The organism is Kribbella yunnanensis, from assembly GCF_039529655.1.
Taxonomy (GTDB): Bacteria; Actinomycetota; Actinomycetes; order Propionibacteriales; family Kribbellaceae; genus Kribbella; species Kribbella yunnanensis.
Window position 1 is genome coordinate 485,345 of the sequence record NZ_BAAANF010000002.1, and the last position, 19,202, is coordinate 504,546.

Here is a 19,202-nt window from a genome sequence, read left to right on the forward strand (position 1 = left end):
CGGGAGGTGGGGGTGGGTGGTTGCTGTTTGTGGGTGGGGTGGGGTTTTATCGCGGGGTGACGGATGTGCACGGGGCGATTGATGCGGTGTGGCGGATCGAGTCGGCGCGGATTGTGGCCGGGGTGGCTCGGATCGTGCGGGATGTGGGGCTGGCGGAGGAGCTGGCGGGGGACGCGTTGGTGGCGGCGCTCGAGCAGTGGCCGGAGTCCGGCGTACCGAATAATCCGGGTGCTTGGTTGATGGCGATCGCCAAGCGGCGGGCGATCGACTTGATTCGGCGCAAGGAGACGTACCAGCGGAAGCTTGCCGAGATGGGGCATGAGCTGGAGATCGACGGGGAGAGCGTCGAGGACGACGTGGAGGCGATTCTCGAGGATCACATCGAGGACGACCTGTTGCGGCTGGTGTTCACGGCGTGCCATCCGGTGTTGACGATGGATGCGCGGGTGACGTTGACGCTGAAGTTGCTGGGTGGGTTGAAGACCGACGAGATCGCGCGGGCGTTCCTGGCGCCGGAGTCGACGATTGCGCAGCGGATCGTGCGGGCGAAGCGGAACCTGGCCAAGGCTGGGGTCGGGTTCGAGGTGCCGGCTGGGCCGGAGTTGCTTGATCGGTTGGGGAGTGTGCTCGAGGTCGTCTACCTGATCTACAACGAGGGTTACTCCGCGACCGCCGGTGACGACTGGATGCGGCCTGCGCTGTGCAACGAGGCGATGCGGCTCGGTCGGTTGCTGGTCGAGCTGATGCCGGACGAACCCGAGGTCCTCGGGCTGCTTTCCCTGATGGAACTGCAGTCCTCCCGTGCGAACGCCCGCGTCGGCCCCGATGGCGAGCCGGTGCTCCTCCTCGATCAGGACCGTCGGCGCTGGGACCGCCTGCTGATCAACCGCGGTCTGGCCGGTCTCGACCGCGCGTGGGCCCTCGAAAAACCGCCCGGCGCTTACCTCCTGCAGGCTGCGATCGCCGCCTGCCACGCCCGAGCCGCCGACCCCGACGACACGGATTGGGCGCGAATCGCCGGCCTGTACGCCGTACTGGCGCAGCTCGTCCCGTCACCGGTCGTCGAGCTGAATCGTGCGGTCGCGATCTCGATGGCGTTCGGTCCTGAGCAAGGGCTGGAGGCGGTCGACGCCCTCGCCGACGAGCCGTCGCTGAGGGACTATCACCTGCTGCCGAGTGTTCGCGGGGACCTACTCTTCAAGCTCGGCCGCCTCGACGAGGCGCGCAAGGAGTTCGAGAAGGCCGCCGGCCTCACTCGCAACGAACGCGAACGCACCCTCTTGCTCGAACGCGCCGCCGCCTGCTGAAAAACACAGTCCGGGAGCCCCTTGCAGCGGAGGCTCCCGGACTGGGAGGGGTCTACTGGTCGATCACCAGATCTGGTTGACCCGGCTGCGCTCGGCGGAGTTCGGGTACGCGTTGGTGCAGGACGGGCCAGGGCCACCACCCGACATCAACTCCGAGCACGGGCCAGAGTAGTGGTCCGGAAGGCCAAGCACGTGGCCGGTCTCGTGCGCGGTGATCCGGGTCGAGTCGTACTGCTGCGCCTGGCGGTAGTCGATGAAGATGTACCCGTGACCGCGTCCGTCGGTGGAGGCGTACGAGCCGCGGGAGCTGTTGCCCTCGCGGTAGGTGAAGTCGCCGCCGCTGGTGACCTCGGCCAGGCGGACATCGGTGACGGACGAGTTCCAGATCTGCGTGCTCCGGTTGATCTGGGTCCGGAAGGTCGATCCGATCACTCGGTAGGTGACGGTGACCGCGGCCAGCTTCTGGCCGGCCTTCGCCGCAGCGGCGTGCTTGGCGAGCGCGGACTTCATCACCGCGTCGTAGAACGCCTTGTTGGCGGCCTGGTCCTCCGGTGAACCGGTGTACGACGACACCGTGGTCGGCGCGGCTTGCGGGGCCGGTGCTGCGCTGGCGGTGGTGGCCGGTACGGCGACGGCAGTGGCGAGTACGGCGAGGGTTGTCAGGGCATAACGGTACGACATGGGCGGGCCTCACTCCGTTGGGCGGCGGATACGAATAGCGACCGGGGGACTACCTGTCGCTACTTCTCCGGAGAATGCCAAACCTGTCTGGTGTATGCATCCCCTCGTCCCCAACACAGGGGATAACCCTCACAATTCACCGTCCACCCGCCAAAAACCCCCCCGTACCGACCATCGCCGGCAAGGGGATAACACCAACGGATAACCCGCGCGCTTGCCCCTTCTGACCCCTTGTGAAGGGGGGAGAAGGGGCAACGCCGGGGGATATCCGTTGGTGTGTGCGGGGGTTACTTGGAGCGGCTGGCGAGCCAGGCTGCGGCGCCGGCACCGAGCAGTACGGCGCCACCTACGGCGGCTGTGGTTTTGGGGTGCTGCTTTGTGAGCGCGGGGACGTGGGTCGCGGTGTCCTTCACGCGGAGACCGGCGTACCCGGCGTTGGCGCGGATCCGCTGACCGGCGACGCCGGCGTTCGCCTTCACTCGGCTGCCTGCCTCGGCGGCTGACTCCTTCAGCCGCTTCGGGACGTTGAGCTGGTGGGTGAGCTCCTGGACGGTGTCGGCCAGGTGCTGGCGAGTCTGCTCGAGTTCGAGGCGCAAGGCCTCGGTCTCGGAGATGTCGTCGCGGTGTTTCATGAGGTGAGAGTCCCTTCCGGGTGATGGCCTCTGAGGGCTTCGATGTCCTCGTGGACACCCTCGACGGCACGTTGCGGAATGGGCGGAGTGGCGTGACTGACATGACGTTTGCCCAGCACCGCCGCGACTGCGGCGACGGCGAACAGCGCGACGGCGACGATCAGCGCCGACAGCCACGTGGGTAGTACGACGGCGAGCCCGCAGATGGCCGCGGCGATCAGCGCACCGAGACCGTAGAGCGCGAACGTGCCGGCCCCACCGAACAGGCCGATACCGACACCGGCCTCCTTGCCTTTGTCCTTCAGCTCGGCCTTGGCCAGCTGCAACTCGTCGCGAACGAGCCGGCTCATGTCGCTGGCCAGGTCACTCACCAGCGCGCCGACATGCTCGTCCCGTACGACGCCTGAACGCGTACTCATCCTCGGCCTCCCGTGATCGGCTCTGACGCCCAGTACCCAACTGGTTAGGTTGTGAACATGGATCAGACTGCCCTGAACGAGCTCATCCGCCGGTTCTTCGACGCCTTCGTCTCCGGCCCCGACTGCGAGGAGCGGCTGGACGCGTTGCCGGAGCTCTTCATCCCGCAGGCCGTGATCGTCCGGACCTGCGGCAGCGAGCCGCTGGCCTATACCGTCGACGAGTTCATCGCGCCCCGCCGCGTGCTCCTCACCGGCGGCACGCTCACCGACTTCCGCGAATGGGCGCTGGACGGCCGCTTCGACATCTTCGGCGACATCGCGCACTGGTACGGCGCCTATGCCAAGGAAGGCCGTCAGGACGGTGTCGCGTTCACCGGCCGCGGGATGAAGACGATCCAGTTCGTCCGGACCGCGGCCGGGTGGCGGATCAGCGCTGCCGCCTGGGATGACGAGCGTCCAGGTGTCGTCATGTCGTGAGCATGATGGTCAACAGTTGATCAGTGATGACGACTGTTGAGTTGAGCGTCACGACTGCACGGTTCCCCGATACCGTCAATGTGGCGGGCAACGTCGTACCGGCCTGTGTCACGGTGACTGCGGTGGCTGCGCGGGCGGTTTCGAAGGCGAGGGTCTTCAAGCGCAGACGGCCGTGCCGGACCTCGACAGTCGCCGTCTGCGAGGTCGCCGTACGGGTCTGGTGGTAGCGACCCCAGCCCTCGGCGGCCGTGAAGGCGCAGGCGAACTCCTCCGGTGTCAGTCGCGGCGCGAACCCCAGATGACCGCGCGGTCCGTGGTATTCGTACCCGCAGGCCGCCAGGTAGGTGCCGAAGCTCATCATCGCCCGCGCGTAGTGGTCGCTGGCCTCGATCTCGTTGTAGGGATTGCGTTTCTCGCCGCGATGCCGGTCGTAGATCGCCCGCGACACCGCAAGTCCCTCAGCGGTCAGACCCTCCGCGAACAGCTGCGCGGCGAACTGCCACTCCTGCCCGGTCCACACCTCGTTGAAGTACGGATGCCCACCGGCCTCGGTGGATCCGCCGTTCGGCCAGGTCACCATGATCGTGCCCGGCTCGTTGGCCGTCGTGTACACGCGGCCGGCGGGCAGGCCAGGCGGCCGGTACGCCGATGGGTTCGGCTGGAAGTTGTTGCGGTACAGACTCGTCAACGCCGTACGCGCCTTGTCCGCCGCGAAGACCCGCGGGAGTCCGAGCTGAGCGGCGTACGTCTGCCCATACATCTGGTCCACGAATACCCCGCGGTTCGTGTTCGCCGCCGGGTGCGCCGGGTCGACCTTCTGCACGTAGTAGCCGTAGGTCCCGTTCCACAAGGATCCGTTCAGGTACGACGATCCGCGGTCGGCGATCGTGGTGTACCGCGTGGCCGCCGTGGGGTCGCCCATCTCGGTCGCCATCGCGGACGCGGCCCGCAGCGCGGCGACGTACAGGCCGCTCAGCCAGGGGATCTCGCCGAACCACTCGGTGTCCAAGGTGTTCCACTGCCCACCGCGGAAGATGCCGTCCTGATCGGATCCGTCCCGCGCCGAGATCACGTATTCGACCGAGGTCTTCACCTTCGCCCAGACCCGGGTCAGGAACGCCGTGTCCGGGGCCATCTGGTGTTCGCGATAGATCCGCAGGATCGTGCCGCAGTGCCCATCCGCGAACGAGGATGCCGCGTCACCGGACTCACCGCGGTTCGCGATCTCGCCGCTGGGCTTGTAGGCGATACCTAGGTCGACGCGTTCGCGGGTGTCGCGTTCGAGATCGGGGAACAGTCGGCCGATCGCCTGGGCGTAACTCCACACGTGCTGGCAAGTGCCGTGGCAGCAGTAGACGCCTTCCCACGCGTAGAAACGGCCGTCGCTCCAGCGATGACACGTGCCGGTCGCGATGGTCGAGGTGTTGGCAAAGGTCCGCTCGAGAAACCAATGCGGCAAGGTGGAATCGTCGTACCAGGTCCGCACCCATTCGCGCGTGCCCGACTCCAGCCGCTCGAGATTCGCCGCGATGTGCTCGGTGACCTGGCGAGCGGAGTTGAAGCGGGTGGCGTAGTGCCGGAGGAACGTCGAACCGTTGGTCAGATGCCCGAAGTGCCGTCGTTCCGGCGTCGGGTAGAACCAGCTCTGCGCGAATCGCAGGGTTCGCGATTCACCGGGTGCGAGGCGGACGCTGACCGCGACCGTGCCGACCTGGGTGTCCGAGCCGTCCACCTCGGCCGGACCATCGGCCGCGTTGAAGAGTTCGGTCGGCGTCGACCAGGCCGCGATTGATCGCCGTACGACGGCTTGCGATTCGACTGTGGACAAGGCGAAACTGCCCGCATCGGTGCGGTCGGCAACGGGTTGCTGGCGAATCGGCCGGTCGCTGAAGATGATCCGGTCGACGTTGATATGGCCCCAGCCGCCGGTGGACTTGTCGATGATCTGGATCTGCGCGGACTTTCCGGCCCAGCGACCGACGGACCAGCAGATCGCGTCCAGCGGTTCGATATCGGCGCCGGTGGCGGTGGCGACCACGGCACCGTCGACCAGCAGGTTGACCGCGGTCGTCGCCGGGTTGCTGCCACCGCCTGTCCACACAGTGATGTAGCGCCGGTCGATGGTGAAGACGCGGCTGGTCAACGTCCCCTGTGAGCCGTCGAGTGAGCCGTCGCGGAAGTTGTACGACGTCACGAACCGGCTGCCCGAAACGTTGAGCTCGGTGCGGTTGCCGAACGGTCGCCGGAAGTCGGCCGGCGTCTCGACGACCGTGACCGGCCCCGCCCCGAACGCCGTACCGGTGACTGTCCAGCCGTCGTAGTTGGCGCGTTCCCAGTCCTCGAAGAGGATGTCGGCCCGGTCGGTGAACGTGATGCTGCCGACGTTGATGTGCGCCCAACCGCCACTCACGTTGTCGACTACCTGGATCCGCGCGGTCTTGCCCTCGTAGTTGCCGACATCAAGCAGTTGGCCGACCAGAGGTTCGCTGTTGGTACCGGTGGCCGTGGCCACGACGTTGCCGTCGACAACCACATTCACGCTGCCCCGATTACCGCCGCCGATCGCGACGGCGACGTACCGGCGGGAGATCTCGAACGGCGGGCTGGTCAGCGTGCCGGTCCGGCCATCCGGATCCCCACTCAGCCGGAAGTTGTACGACGTGACGAATCGCGATCCCTGGACGTTCAGATCGCCGTACCGCTGCATCAGGGCTGGGGTCTGCTCCGGCTTCACCGGTCCGGTGCCGAACGCGTCGCCGGTGGTTGTCCAACCGCCGTACGTGTCGCTGCCCCAGGTCTCGAAGACGACATCGGCCCGGTCGCTGAAGACGATCCGATCCACGTTGAGATGCGCCCATGCGCCGGTCGCGTTGTCGACCAGGCGGAGCTGTGCGGTCCGGCCCTGGTACGACGAGACGTCGAGCACCCGGGTCTGCATCGGCTCGGTGTCCGCGCCACTCGCGGTGGCCACGATGTTGCCGTCGACAACCACCTGGAGAGCCGTGGCGGTACTGGCTCCACCGCCGATATGCGCTGCTACGAAACGACGATTCACGACGAACGGCGCGCTGGTCAGCGTGCCGACATGGGCATCCGCGCCGCCGATGTCGTTCGGGTTGGCGCGGTAGTTGTGCGAGGTGACGAACCGCGTCCCGTGGGCTCGGAGGTCGCCGAACCGCTTCATGTACTCCGGGATCGCCGCCACCGCGACCGGGCCGGCCCCGAACGCGGTGCCGGTGGCGGTCCAGCCGTCGTATGTGTCGCGCTCCCAGTCCTCGAAGAGGATGTCGGCTCGCGGCGAGGCCACCGGATCGGCCGCCGACCACTCGATCCCGGACCCGAAGGCTGTCGCGCGTTGTGTGGTCGGCTGGCTGCGCCGACTGTCGAGGCAGACCGGATTCTCGGAGTACCCGAGCAGCGTCGCATCGACAGCCTCGGCCGATGTATTGCGCAGCGTGAAGGCGAAGACCGTGGCCGGCAGTGTCGAGTCGAGCGTCTCCAACGGGGTGAACGGCGAGAATGCATCGAGCGTGACCTCGACCGGGCTCGCGATGCTCTTGTAAGACACTCGGCCGATCGGGTACTGCCCGGTGAAGCGCACGTCGCTGAAGCCCTTGGCGTCGACGTACCGCGCGGTTGTGCCGGTGCGCAGCGCGAAGCCCTGCCGGAAGCGGGTGGCACCGGGTGCGTCGGCGGACAGCGGCGTGACGTAATGCGTACCGGCGAAGTCGGCGCCGCCGAGCGGATAGCTCAAGGCGTTCGCCACATCCCAGCCCCACATCCGGCCGTCGCCGGACAGGTAGACCTGGCCCGCGCAGCCGCCCCCAATCGGCATGCCGATCTTGGCGAGCGCCGTACCGGAGTAGACCGTCGGCTCACCCCGATCCGCGAGCGCAGCGGCCTCGGCCGCCGTCAGCGGAGCACGAGGTACAGCGGCGGCGCGCAGAGCATCCGGCGCGGCGAGTACGCCGAGCCCGGCCGCGCTGATCGAGAGGAAGGTGCGCCGCCCGACACCCGCGCGCGGGCATGAGCCTCCGCAGACGGGGTTGTCACAGGCGGAAAGCTGAGAGGCCGGCTCGGAGGCGGGCAGTCCAGGTGCGGCAGGCGGGTGGGGCTGGATATCCATCGCGGTCTCCCGGGGCGGTGGGAACTCCTGGCCCAGCACACTAGCCCGTCAGGCGCCTCTGAGCAATCGATTTCCCCGTGGCTAAAAGGCCGAGGGCCCGGTGGACGAATCCACCGGGCCCTCGGGTACTACCCCGTTGTACTACTTCGAGCAGGTGTAGATGCTCGCGTTGTCCAGCCACCAGTTGGCCGGGATCAGGTCGGCGAAGTCCTTGCCGTGTTCGGTCCAGCGGAACTTCAGCTGCTTGCCCTGGAACTCGGTCAGGTCCAGCCGGCTGGTCTCCCAGCCGCCCGAGTTGCCGTGCCAGGCGGCCGGCTCGTCGTCGAAGTTCGGGTCGACGGTCGGGCCGTTCGTCCAGCTCAGTGCGGAGCTGTCCTGCCAGGTCGCGCCACCGTTGTCGGAGTACTCCAGGGTGGCGGTACCGGTGCGGACACCGAAGATGATGAAGACGTTGTAGAAGTTGTACGCGTGCTGGAAGCGCAGGTACGTCTTCTGGGCCTTGATCTTGGTGCCGTTGGCGGTCTGGATGCCGATCGCCTGGTCGGGGGCGGTCACCATGCCGAACATGGAGTCGTCACCGTCCTTGCTGTACGACGTGTCGACCTGGGAACCGTCGACGCCCTCCGCCTTGCCGAGCACCCAGCCCTGGTCGCGGACGACCTTGCCGTCCGGGTACTCCTTGAAGCTGGTCTTCAGCAGGTTCTTGACCTTCGCGCCGGCGGTGTCGCAGACCGGGGCCTGGGCGGGCAGACCGACGGCCGGCTCCTTGTCCAGCTCGGTGGCCTTGATGGCCAGCTCGACCTGGGCACAGTCCTTCTTGGTCATACCGGACTTCTTTTTCTTGGCCAGTTTGTCGCAGGTCGCGCGCAGACCCTCGGCGAGGTCGCCGTAGTCGGCGCCGGTGGTGAGCACCTTCTGGGTCTCGTGCCACAGCACCTCGGAGCGGGCCAGGCCGATACCGATCATCTTCTGGCCGTTGAAGCCGCCGCCGTCGGCGATCAGGTACGCCGTCTTGTTGCCGACACCCGAGTTCAGGTGCACGCCGCCGTTGTCCTGGAAGAAGTCGTCGACGAACCAGTTCGGGCTCGTCATCTTGTCCGGGTCGTTGAACTTGGTCGGGTCGGACATGCTGCGGATCGCGCCGAGGCTCGAACCCTCACCCATCAGCCAGCGGTTCTCCGGGGTGTCGTCCGCGGAGCCGTTGGTCAGGTCGACGAACTCGCCCATGATGTCGGACAGCGATTCGTTGATGGCGCCGGCCTCCCACAGGTAGGCCAGGCCGGAGGTGTTCTGGGTGACGCCGTGGGTCAGCTCGTGGCCGGTGATGTCGTCGGTGCTGACACCTTCACCGAAGGCCATCTGCTCGCCGTTCCAGAACGCGTTGGCGAACGGGCAGCCGCCGTCGACGCAGATCCGGACGGTACCGCGGATCGCCTTGCCCTTGCCGTCGCCGTAGTCGACGCCGATCAGCTGGGTCAGGTCGGTGCCCAGCGACTGGTAGGTGTCGGAGGTGTCACCGAAGAATTCGAAGACCTGGTTGACGTCCGGGACGTCGGAGGCCGGACCGCCCTCGACCCGAGTCGGCTCGAAGGCCTTGCCGGTGCCGCAGCGCACGTCCTCGCCGCCGGTCTGGATGATCGCACGGTTCGCGTCGCAGACGATGCGGTTGATCTTCTCGCTCATGTCCCAGGCGAGCAGGGCCTGGCCGGTGGCGTGCACCATGGCCTGCCAACGGACATCGCCGGCGCCGGTGACCTCGTACAGGTAGACCGGGATGGCGACCGAGCCGGGCTGGCGCGTCATCAGGCCCATGTCGAACCAGCGCGGGCCGGTCAGCTCGGCCTTCAGCTTCGAGACGTCGAGCTTGCCCTGCTTGGCGACCGCGGCCAGCGCCGCCTCCTGCGCCTTGGCCTTGGCGGCGTCGACCTTGTCGGCGGCCGGGAAGGCGCCGTACGTCGCCAGTGCGACCTCGCCGTTGGCGGACTCCAGCGAGCCGGCCTTGTCCAGGTTGGTGACGATCTCGCCGCCGAACACCTCGACGCCGTCGATGGTCTGCTGGAAACGCGTCTGCGAGCCGTACTCCGACATCGAGGTGCCGGTCGCGACCAGGTCGGCCGGGCGGGCGCCGAAGTACGGCGCGACCGCGTCGACCTGGGCCTTCGCGACGGCTGCCGAATCGGGGCGGCTGGTGGCGGCCTTGGCCGCGCGGGAAGCCACCGACTTCGGTGCCTTCAGCGGAGTCGTCGGGCGGACCGAGTGGGCGCGGCCGAGGGCATCGCGCTTGGCGACGATCCCGGCGCCACCACCGGTCGGGGTGTCGAGCTGGCGAACGGTCGGCTTCGGGGCCGGGTCTGCCGTCGGCGCACCGACGGCGGCATTGGGTGCAGCCAAAGTCAGAGCGACTGCGCCGGCGGCAAGACCGGCGAGCCAGGTACGGGCTTTCACAGAATTCCTCCCAGTTCCGTCTGGCGCCAGGAACGCGACGAGCCCCCAAGCTCGTTCCTGGCCGGAACGTCCAGCCCCAACCGGAGATCACAAGCGGGGCGGACGCTTGTTGACCGCACCCTGTCATCCGGCGACTCCGGATCGCGACCGGCTGTGATCCATGTCACATTGGTCCCTGAACTACGCGGGTTTTCCTCCTCGCGCCGGGTAATTTCCGCAGGCCGTGTCGATCTGGCGCGAGAATGTTCGACGCACTGCCAAGACCACCTAGTGAAGGAGCAGTGCCATGCACACAACGGTTTCCAAGGACGGTACGACGATCGCCTACGACAGGCGCGGTTCCGGACCGGCCCTGGTGCTGGTCGACGGCGCCCTGTGCAGCCGCGCGCAGGGCCCGATGCCCGAGCTCGCCGAACTGCTCGCGGATCGGTTCACCGTCTACAACTACGACCGCCGCGGCCGCGGCGACTCCGGCGACGCGGGGGAGTACGCGGTCGAGCGCGAGATCGAGGACCTGGCTGCGATGATCGAGGTCGCGGGCGGATCGGCGTACGTCTATGGAACGTCGTCAGGCGCGGCGCTTGCGTTGCAGGCCGCGAACGCCGGGTTGCCGATCGAGAAGCTGATCGCGTTCGAGCCGCCGTTCGTCATCGACGACACCCGCAAGCCGATGCCGACCACCTTCATCGCGGACCTCGAGGCGCGCAAGCCGGCCGATGCGGTCAAGTACTTCATGACCAAGGGCGTGGGCCTGCCTGGCCCGCTCGTGACGATGATGCGGCTGATGCCGGCCTGGAAGCAGATGACGGCCGTCGCGCACACCCTCCCGTACGACGCTCGGTTCGTCGCGCACAACGGGGTTGGTCGGCCGCTCGACACGACGCAGTGGGCGGCGGTCGACGTAGCGGTGCTGATGGTCTTCGGCGGGAAGAGCCCGGCCTGGATGAAGAACTCGGTGAGCGCGGTGGCGGACGCCGTACCGGGTGCGGAGCTGCACGAAGTGCCTGGTCAGACGCACATGATGGCGGCCAAGGCGATCGCTCCGGTGATCACTGATTTCAGCACGCGGCCCCGGTGATCCGCGAACGGATCACCGGGGCCGGGAAGTAGGTCAGGCGCGGGCCGCGTCGAAACGGGCCTGGGCGTCGGCCCAGTTCACCACGTTCCACCAGGCCTTGACGTAGTCCGGCTTGACGTTCTTGTACTGCAGGTAGAAGGCGTGCTCCCACATGTCCAGCATCGCGATCGGGATCTGCCCGGCCGGCAGGTTGCCCTGCTGGTCGTACAGCTGGTGCACCAGCAGCTGGCCGCCGAGGGTGTCCCAGCCGAGGATCGCCCAGCCGGAACCCTGGATCGTGGTCGCGGCCGCGGTGAAGTGCGCCTGGAAACCGTCGAACGAGCCGAACGACTCGTCGATCGCCGCGCCCAGCTCGCCGTCCGGCTTGTCGCCACCGTCCGGCGACAGGTTCTGCCAGAAGATCGAGTGGTTGACGTGCCCGCCGAGGTTGAAGGCGAGCGTCTTCTCGAGGCCGACGATCGCGCCGAAGTCACCCTTGTCGCGGGCCTCGGCCAGCTTGTCGAGGGTGTCGTTCAGGCCCTTCACGTAGGTCGCGTGGTGCTTGGAGTGGTGCAGCTCCATGATCTCGCCGGCGATGCTCGGTGCGAGGGCGCCGTAGTCGTAGGAAAGATCGGGAAGCGAATACGTGGTCAACTCTGCTCCTTCGTCGGGGCCCCGGGGGCCGGTATCGCCGCTGTCCTGGTGTCACCACCAGCTTGAAACTTCAACCACGGTTGAGGTCAAGACGCCACGCGGAGGGACGGATCCCGGCGGCACCTCCGACCGGTGCCCGATGCGACCGCCACCAACCGCAGGCGCACCCATCGGACCCCACCAGCTTCACATACGCCCCCACAGCCCCGGCCCCGGGTCTCGGTCCTTGTCGGTAACGACATGTAGTAGTCCTCTACGTAGACCGCCCGGCACGCTCAACGAGTGAGCGGACCGGGCGTTGTTGGCCCCTACTACGTGTCCTTAGCTACAACAGCTCGATCAGCTGACGGCGTAGCGCTGGTTCGAACCCCTTCGGATCGTCGGCGAACCCGATATGCCCGCCGGGGAAATGCGTCGGCGTGATGCCGAGCAGCCCGGCCAATGCGGTCGACGTTCGGTCGCACAACTGACCAGTTGAGTCGGCGCCGATACCGACGACCACCTGTACGGCGCTCAGTCGTGCGAGGTCCGGTTGCCAGCTGATCGACTCGCGCATCTCGTGTTCGAACCAGAACCGCTCGTCAGCCACCACCTGCGGATCCCGCTCACCACCGAACATCGCCTGCGCCACTCCCGGCGGCAGGTCGATATTCGCCAGCGCGAAGAACTGTTCCCAGGCGCCGACGACATCGCCCTTCAGGTAGTCGGCCATCATCGCCTCCGACTTCGCGAGCAGCTCCGCGCCATCCGGAACTAGTCGATCCAGCGGCGGCTCATGCGCGATCACCGCCAGCACGGTGTCCGGATGGTTCTGCGCAAGCGCCAGCACGCTCACCGCCCCACCGCTCGACCCGAACGCCACCGCTGGCCCGCGATCGACGTACCGGATCAGCCGCGCCAGGTCGTCGGCGCGCTGCTCGGGCGTCGACGTACCGGTCAGTTTGCTGCGGTTGACGCCGCGCGGATCCGTCGTCAGCACGCTGTGGCTGTCCGCGAGCAGGTCGGCGATGGGTGCGAACGCATCCGCACCCATCGGTGCGCCGACGAGCACAACCAACGGCCCGCTCCCGCGCACTTCGTAGTACAACTCGGCCTCAGGTACCACCAGTGTGTTGTTCATACCCCCTCTACGAACGGGGGTACGCCGGATGGACACATCAGAGGCGTTGCCACAGCGAGGGGGCGTTGGGCGGTTCCCAGGTTGTGATCGAGGTGTGCGCCTGCAGGCACTTGTAGTTGATGCCGCTGTAGGTGACTTGCGCACCGACGGCGTACGGCGTGTTCGGTGCCCAGGTCGTCGTACCGGGCGGGCCGGTCGGGGGTTGGGACGGGGACGGTGTTCCGGTGCAGGCGCCGAAGATCTCGAACTCCCAGAGTGAGAAGCCGTAGACCGTTGCGCGGCTGGTGCCGTACATGCGGACATATCTGGCGGTGCCGGTGATGGCGAGATCCTCGATCGCACCCGAGCCGAAACTCGTTGAATAGGCGTCTGACCAGGTAGTGCCGTTGCTGGACAGCTGGATCTGGTACGCCCGGCCGTAGGCGACTTCCCAGTTGAGCCGGACTCTCGACAGTGCCTGGACCGAGCCCAGGTCGACGCGGAGCCAGTTCGGTTCGTTGTGAGCGCTCGACCAGCGGGTGCCGGTGTTGCCGTCGACGGCGTAGGCCGCAGCCTGGTTGGCGCTCTCGATGCTCGACGCGGTCACCGGCTTGTTCCTGGACAGCAGTGGTCCGCAGGTCGGCGGCGGCGTGGGTGGTGGACCCGCGCCACGCGTGTAGGCCGCGACATAGTCGATGACCATCGGGCGACCCGGAATCGTCGATCCGGTGGGGGTGCCGATCCCCGACTGGTTGTTCGGGAAGGCGCCGCCGATGGCGACGTTCAGGATGATGAAGTACCCGGCGTGGCCGGTGATGGCGTTCCAGGTGCCGGCGTCGACCTGGTTCTGGGTGACCTGGTGGAACTGCTGACCGTCGACGTACCAGCGGAATGCGTTCGGGGTGCTGGAGCGGTCCCACTCGAACGTGTAGGTATGGAAGGCCGACTGGCAGCTCGAGCCGGGACAGGCACGGTTGGCGACGATGCCGGTGGTCTCGTTGCAGGGGCCGCCCGGGTTGACGCCGCAGTGCAGCACGCCCCAGACGCTGTTGATGCCGTTGACGTTCTCCATGATGTCGAACTCACCGACGCTCGGCCAGTTCCAGTAGTTACCCCGGTACGGCGAACCGAGAGCCCAGAACGCGGGCCAGTAGCCCAGCGCTCCGGCGCCGGTCACGTTGGGCATCTGGATCCGGGCCTCGATCCGGAGCAGGCCGTTGTCCGGTGCCTTGAAGTCGGCCTTGTGGGTCTCGATCCGGGCGGAGGTCCAGTTGCCGGCGCCGTCGCGGAGTGGGGTGATGCGGAGGTTCCCGCCGCCGTCGAGGCTGACGTTGGCGGGATTGTTCGTGTGCGCGGCGATCTCACCGGTACCCCAGTTCCCCGGTCCGCCGGGGTAGGAGTGGCCGATGTCGAAGATCCAGTTACCGCCACTCGGCAAGCTGTTCGCCGGGCCGTTGAAGTCGTCCGCCCAGACCTGGGTCCACCCGGTCGGCGGTGGTGGCACCACCGCCTGCGACCGGGCGACGCGCACGCTGACGGCGGTCAGGCCCACGAGGGCGGCGGTCGCGAGGACGAGTGCGGTTCTGAGCAGGGTGGTTCGGGGACGAGGTGGGGCGGGCATGACGGACCTCCTCGACGAGGTCGGAGCGGGGCGGGAGAGAGGTGATAGTGCAACCTTGTTGGCAATTCCATGAAAGCGCTCTCATTCACCGCTGTCAACGCTTCGCTGAACGGTGTCGCCCGATGGACGCAACCGCCACAAAGAGGTCGTCTCGCCCACCCGAGCCCGCCGATGAGTCGGTACGACGCTCGACCGCCCAACCACGCGGAGTCCGGCCTCCCGGAAGGTGGTCAGCAGTTGATCCCGCGACCGAAGCCCGAGCAACTCGGCCACATCCGACAACACCAGCCACGCCTCGCCCCCCGGATTCAAGTGCTCCCGAACCCCGTGCAAGAAGCCACGCAACATCCGGCTGTCCTCGTCGTAAACAGCCGTATCAAGCACCGTCCAAGCCCGCCCCGGAACCCAAGGCGGATTACACACAACCAAGTCCGCCCGCCCCACCGGAAAGAGATCCCCCTCAACCACCTCAAACCGCGCGCCCACCGCGCCCGCGGCGTCGGGCGCTGGCTCGCCTACCCGTGCCCGTCCACCTCCGGCATCGGCCCGGCCCGCCCTCGTCCTGCCACCTGTGACGCCGGTCCTCTCCGTCCTCACCACCCTCGGATCGCCAACCGCGTCGTCGGCGCGCATCGTGTCGCCGGCCGCATCGGCCCGGCCCGCCCTTGTCGTGCCACCTGTGACGCCCGTCCTCTCCGTCCTCACCGCCTTCTGATCGCTCACCACCAGGGCGGTCAAATTCTCCCGTGCACATGCGACCGCCCGCGGATTGTTGTCTGTGGCAACTACCTTCGGGATGCCGCGGCGCAGCAGCACCGCTGCCAGTACCCCGGTTCCAGTGCCGATGTCGAACGCCACCTCCGCCGGCGGCAACGGCTCGGCGGCGACCAAATCGACGTACTCGGATCTTGTCGGCGCGAAAACCCCGTAGTGCGGATGAATCCGCGCGCCCAGCGCAGGCAGGTAGATCCCACGCTTCCGCAACTGATGCGCGCCGACCACCCCCAACAACTCGCGCAACGGAATGAGCCGCTCGCCGTCCGGTGCGCCGTACGCCTCCGAACAAGCCTGATAAACCTCCGGCGCCCGCCGCAACCGGATCTCATAGTCTTTTGTTGCTATCAGCAACGAATTCAACAGTTCTGGCTTTCGGGTCCGGCGACCGAGCGCCGCCAGCAGCTGTCTCGCATTCTGGAAATCGCCCTCCCAGCGGAGGGTGTGGCCTCGGCGGATCAGGCGCAGCGCCCGATCCGCGGACATGGTGTCGTCCACGGTGATGAGATTCAAGAGAGTCGTCCCTGCCATCGAACAGAAGAAGGTGGGCAGCACGGCTCACCCGGAGGCCTGATCGGCGCCGGGGAGCGGACGACGGAACTAGCGGACTACCGCCGCAAAGGCAGGTGCGGTCACCCGGTAAGTCTAGGCCGTGTCTGGCGGCCCCGCGCCTACTGCGCTGCACTCGGCACGGCACCTCGCCGCACTGGAGGAAAGGCCACGATGAACCACATCGAGGCCTCCCCTCCAGCGCACCGATGCACCGCACCGAGCACATGCTCGCTACGGCCCGGGACCACCAGACACGGCCGGGGTGGAAACCGAATAGAATCGCGCCCAGGAATCCCCAGAAGACGGCTTGAGGTTTGCTGTGCTCACCATGCAGGACGCGCTGATCGCGCTGACGAAGTACTGGACCGACCGGGGCTGCATGATCGTGCAGCCGTTCAACACCGAGGTCGGGGCCGGGACGCTGAACCCGGCGACGATCCTGCGCGTGCTCGGTCCCGAGCCGTGGCGGGTCGCCTACGTCGAGCCGAGTGTCCGGCCCGACGACGCCCGGTACGGCGAGAACCCGAACCGGCTGCAGACGCACACCCAGTTCCAGGTAGTGCTCAAGCCGGACCCGGGGAACCCGCAGGAGCTGTTCCTGGACAGCCTGACCGCGCTCGGGGTCGACATCCACGCGCACGACGTCCGGTTCGTCGAGGACAACTGGGCGAACCCCGCCACCGGCTCCTGGGGGCTCGGCTGGGAGGTGTGGCTGGACGGGCTGGAGATCACCCAGTTCACCTACTTCCAGCAGGCCGGCGGGATGACGCTGGACCCGGTGTCGGTGGAGATCACCTACGGCATCGAGCGGATCATGATGGCGCTGCAGGGTGTCTCGCACTTCAAGGACATCGCCTACGCGCCCGGCATCTCGTACGGCGAGGCGTTCGGCCAGGCCGAGTACGAGATGAGCCGGTACTACCTGGACGACGCCGACGTGGAGTCGCAGAAGCGCCTCTTCGAGGAGTACGCGAACGAGGCCCGCCGGCTGCTCGACTTGCGCCTCCCGGTGCCCGCGCACATCCAGGTGCTGCGCTGCTCACACACCTTCAACGTCCTCGACGCTCGCGGTGCGGTCAGTACGACGGAGCGCGCGAAGGCCTTCTCGCGGATGCGCACGCTGGCCCGCGAGGTCGCCCAGCTGTGGGCAGAGCGTCGTACCGAGCTGGAGCACCCGCTGGGCACCGCCGAGCTGCCGCCGGCCGCCGAGGCGCCGACGTCGTTCCCGGTCGCGACCGGGACTCGGCAGTTGACGTTCGAGATCGGCACCGAGGAGATGCCGCCGTCGGAGGTCACCAAGACCGCCGCCGCCGTGAAGGCCGCGCTGACCGAGAAGCTGGGCGCGACCCGGCTCGGCCATGGCGCCGTCACCGTCTACGCGACCCCGCGCCGCGTGGTCGCCTTCGTCGCCGAGGTACAGGCCGGCGAGCCGGACGCCGAGCGCGTCAACCGCGGTCCGAAGAAGGTCGCGGCGTACGACGCCGACGGTAACGTGACCAAGGCCGCCGCCGGGTTCGCCCGCGGTCAGGGCGTCGAGGTCAGCGAGCTGCACACTCTGGACGTCGACGGCGTCGAGTACGTCGCTGTCACCAAGCCGGACCCGGGTCGCGGCGCGGCCGAGGTGCTGAGCGGCGTCCTGAGCGAGATCGTCGCCGGACTGCGTTCGGACAAGAACATGCGGTGGAACGACGCCAAGCTGTCCTTCACCCGGCCGGTCCGCTGGCTGGTCGCACTGCTCGGTGACGAGATCGTGCCGGTCTCGGTGTCGTCGCTGGCCGCCGGCCGGACGACGCGCGTGCACCGGACCGCCGCCCAGCCGAAGGTGGAGATCGCGTCCGCCGAGGGCTACCTGGACCTGCTCCGCATCCACGGCATCGAGGCCGACCCGGCACGTCGTCGCCAGCTGATCATCGAGACCTCCGAGCGGCTCGCCGCCGAGGTCACCGGGAGTATCGACTTCGCGGCCGAGTCCGCGCTGCTCGACCAGATCGTCAACCTCGTCGAGGAGCCGACGCCGATCCTCGGCAACTTCTCGGCCGACTACCTGGACCTGCCGCCGGAGATCCTCACCACGGTGATGCGCAAGCACCAGCGCTACCTGCCGGTGCGCGACGCGGACGGCAAGCTCCTTCCGCACTTCGTCGCCGTCGCCAACGGCTCGGTGAACGAGGCGACCGTGCGCAACGGCAACGAAGGCGTGCTGCGCGCGCGGTACGAGGACGCCGCCTTCTTCTGGCGCGCCGACCTCGAGACCCCACTGGCCGACATGAAGGCCGAGCTGGACAAGCTCGCCTTCGAGGAGAAGCTCGGTTCGATGGCCGACCGCGCCGGTCGGATCGGCCGGATCGCGCTGGCGCTGGCCGCGGTGGCCGAGGTCTCGGACGACGACCTGGCGACGCTGACGCGGGCTGCTGAGCTGGCGAAGTTCGACCTCGGTTCGCAGATGGTGGTCGAGCTGACGTCGCTGGCCGGGACGATGGCGCGTGAGTATGCACGCCGTGCCGGTGAGACCGAAGCTGTCGCGCAGGCTTTGTTCGACATGGAGCTGCCGCGATCGGCGGGTGACCCCGTTCCGTCGACGACTCCGGGTGCGCTGCTCGCACTCGCGGATCGCTTCGACCTGCTGGCCGGGCTCTTCGGTATCGGCGCCAAGCCGACCGGTAGCTCGGACCCGTTCGCGCTGCGTCGCGCGGCCGGTGGGGTGGTCGCGATCCTGCGCGAGCACCCCGCGTTGCGGGCGATCACCTTGCCGGCCGGCCTGCAGGCGGCCGCTGCGGAGATCGGTGCGCAGGGGATCGACGTACCAGCTGAGTCGTTGGACGAGGTGGCCGAGTTCACCATCCGGCGTTACGAGCAGCAGCTGATCGACCGCGGCGACGACCACCTGCAGGTGGCCGCAGTGTTGCCGCTGGCAACGGCTCCGGCAGTCGCCGACGAGACCCTCACCAGCCTGCAGAAGCTGGTCGGTAGCGCCGACTTCGCTCAGTTGGTCGCCGGCCTCCAGCGCGTCCGCCGAATCGTCCCCGAGGGCACGGAAGCGTCGTACGACGCAGGCAAGCTCACCGAGCCCGCCGAGGTCGTCCTCCACGAAGCCGTCCAAAAGGTAGGCCAAGCCCCCACCGCCCTGGCCGACTTCGTCACCGCCGCCACCATCCTGGTCGAGCCCATCACCACCTTCTTCGAAGAAATCCTGGTCATGGCCGAAGACCCCGAGGTCAAGGCCGCCCGCCTAGGCCTCCTAGCCACCATCGGCGCCCTAGCCGCCCCAGTCCTCGACTGGCAGGCCCTAGGCACGTCGCTCACCCCGTCGGAGTAGCTCCTTCACCCACCCGCGCCCCCTCAACCGGGCGCGGGTGGG

13 protein-coding genes are annotated in these 19,202 nt (G+C 67.8%); 4 read left to right on the plus strand and 9 right to left on the minus strand.

The window, feature by feature from the left end; genetic code table 11:
• Window positions 1-56: 56 nt before the first annotated feature.
• Window positions 57-1,307, plus strand: a complete 1,251-nt coding sequence (locus ABD231_RS03790) for an RNA polymerase sigma factor (RefSeq protein ID WP_425554149.1) — start codon at window positions 57-59, stop codon at window positions 1,305-1,307.
• Window positions 1,308-1,370: 63 nt separating this feature from the next.
• Here the strand turns inward: ABD231_RS03790 and snpA are convergent, their stop codons facing one another.
• From snpA to ABD231_RS03805, 3 genes are all read right to left on the minus strand, one after another.
• Window positions 1,371-1,988 carry a snapalysin gene (gene snpA, locus ABD231_RS03795; RefSeq protein WP_344145167.1) on the minus strand — a complete coding sequence of 206 codons (618 nt, stop codon included), beginning with the start codon at window positions 1,986-1,988 and terminating at the stop codon, window positions 1,371-1,373.
• Between the two features lie 287 nt (window positions 1,989-2,275).
• A complete protein-coding gene (locus ABD231_RS03800) occupies window positions 2,276-2,620 on the minus strand; it encodes a DUF3618 domain-containing protein (protein WP_344145169.1) in 345 nt (114 codons plus the stop codon).
• Window positions 2,617-3,039 (minus strand): phage holin family protein, encoded by a 423-nt coding sequence (locus ABD231_RS03805; RefSeq protein ID WP_344145171.1) that lies wholly within the window; start codon window positions 3,037-3,039, stop codon window positions 2,617-2,619. Before ABD231_RS03805 ends, ABD231_RS03800 begins: the two co-directional genes overlap by 4 nt.
• A gap of 57 nt (window positions 3,040-3,096) precedes the next feature.
• Between ABD231_RS03805 and ABD231_RS03810 the strand changes: the two genes are divergently transcribed.
• Window positions 3,097-3,516 carry a DUF4440 domain-containing protein gene (locus ABD231_RS03810; RefSeq protein WP_344145173.1) on the plus strand — a complete coding sequence of 140 codons (420 nt, stop codon included), beginning with the start codon at window positions 3,097-3,099 and terminating at the stop codon, window positions 3,514-3,516.
• Here the strand turns inward: ABD231_RS03810 and ABD231_RS03815 are convergent.
• Entirely contained in the window at window positions 3,506-7,642 is a 4,137-nt protein-coding gene (locus ABD231_RS03815) for a GH116 family glycosyl hydrolase (protein ID WP_344145175.1), read from the minus strand. The two genes, ABD231_RS03810 and ABD231_RS03815, sit on opposite strands and share 11 nt — an antisense overlap.
• A gap of 141 nt (window positions 7,643-7,783) precedes the next feature.
• Complete coding sequence (locus tag ABD231_RS03820) at window positions 7,784-10,087, minus strand: M4 family metallopeptidase (RefSeq protein ID WP_344145177.1); 2,304 nt, start codon at window positions 10,085-10,087, stop codon at window positions 7,784-7,786.
• Between the two features lie 286 nt (window positions 10,088-10,373).
• Here ABD231_RS03820 and ABD231_RS03825 point away from each other — a divergent pair, with 286 nt between their 5' ends.
• Window positions 10,374-11,165 (plus strand): alpha/beta fold hydrolase, encoded by a 792-nt coding sequence (locus ABD231_RS03825; protein ID WP_344145179.1) that lies wholly within the window; start codon window positions 10,374-10,376, stop codon window positions 11,163-11,165.
• A 33-nt stretch (window positions 11,166-11,198) separates the two neighbouring features.
• On the opposite strand, the gene ABD231_RS03830 is transcribed toward ABD231_RS03825, so the two are convergent.
• The 4 genes from ABD231_RS03830 to ABD231_RS03845 all read right to left on the minus strand — a co-directional run bounded on the left by ABD231_RS03830 (window position 11,199) and on the right by ABD231_RS03845 (window position 15,805).
• On the minus strand, window positions 11,199-11,798 hold the full coding sequence (locus ABD231_RS03830) for a superoxide dismutase (RefSeq protein ID WP_344145181.1): 600 nt from the start codon (window positions 11,796-11,798) through the stop codon (window positions 11,199-11,201).
• Between the two features lie 325 nt (window positions 11,799-12,123).
• On the minus strand, window positions 12,124-12,918 hold the full coding sequence (locus tag ABD231_RS03835) for an alpha/beta fold hydrolase (protein ID WP_344145183.1): 795 nt from the start codon (window positions 12,916-12,918) through the stop codon (window positions 12,124-12,126).
• 37 nt (window positions 12,919-12,955) lie between these two features.
• Complete coding sequence (locus ABD231_RS03840; protein WP_344145185.1) at window positions 12,956-14,518, minus strand: galactose-binding domain-containing protein; 1,563 nt, start codon at window positions 14,516-14,518, stop codon at window positions 12,956-12,958.
• A gap of 81 nt (window positions 14,519-14,599) precedes the next feature.
• Window positions 14,600-15,805 carry a methyltransferase gene (locus ABD231_RS03845; protein ID WP_344145187.1) on the minus strand — a complete coding sequence of 402 codons (1,206 nt, stop codon included), beginning with the start codon at window positions 15,803-15,805 and terminating at the stop codon, window positions 14,600-14,602.
• A 346-nt stretch (window positions 15,806-16,151) separates the two neighbouring features.
• On the opposite strand from ABD231_RS03845, the gene ABD231_RS03850 reads away from it, so the two are divergent.
• Window positions 16,152-19,160 (plus strand): glycine--tRNA ligase, encoded by a 3,009-nt coding sequence (locus tag ABD231_RS03850; protein WP_344145189.1) that lies wholly within the window; start codon window positions 16,152-16,154, stop codon window positions 19,158-19,160.
• The last annotated feature ends 42 nt before the right edge of the window (window positions 19,161-19,202 follow it).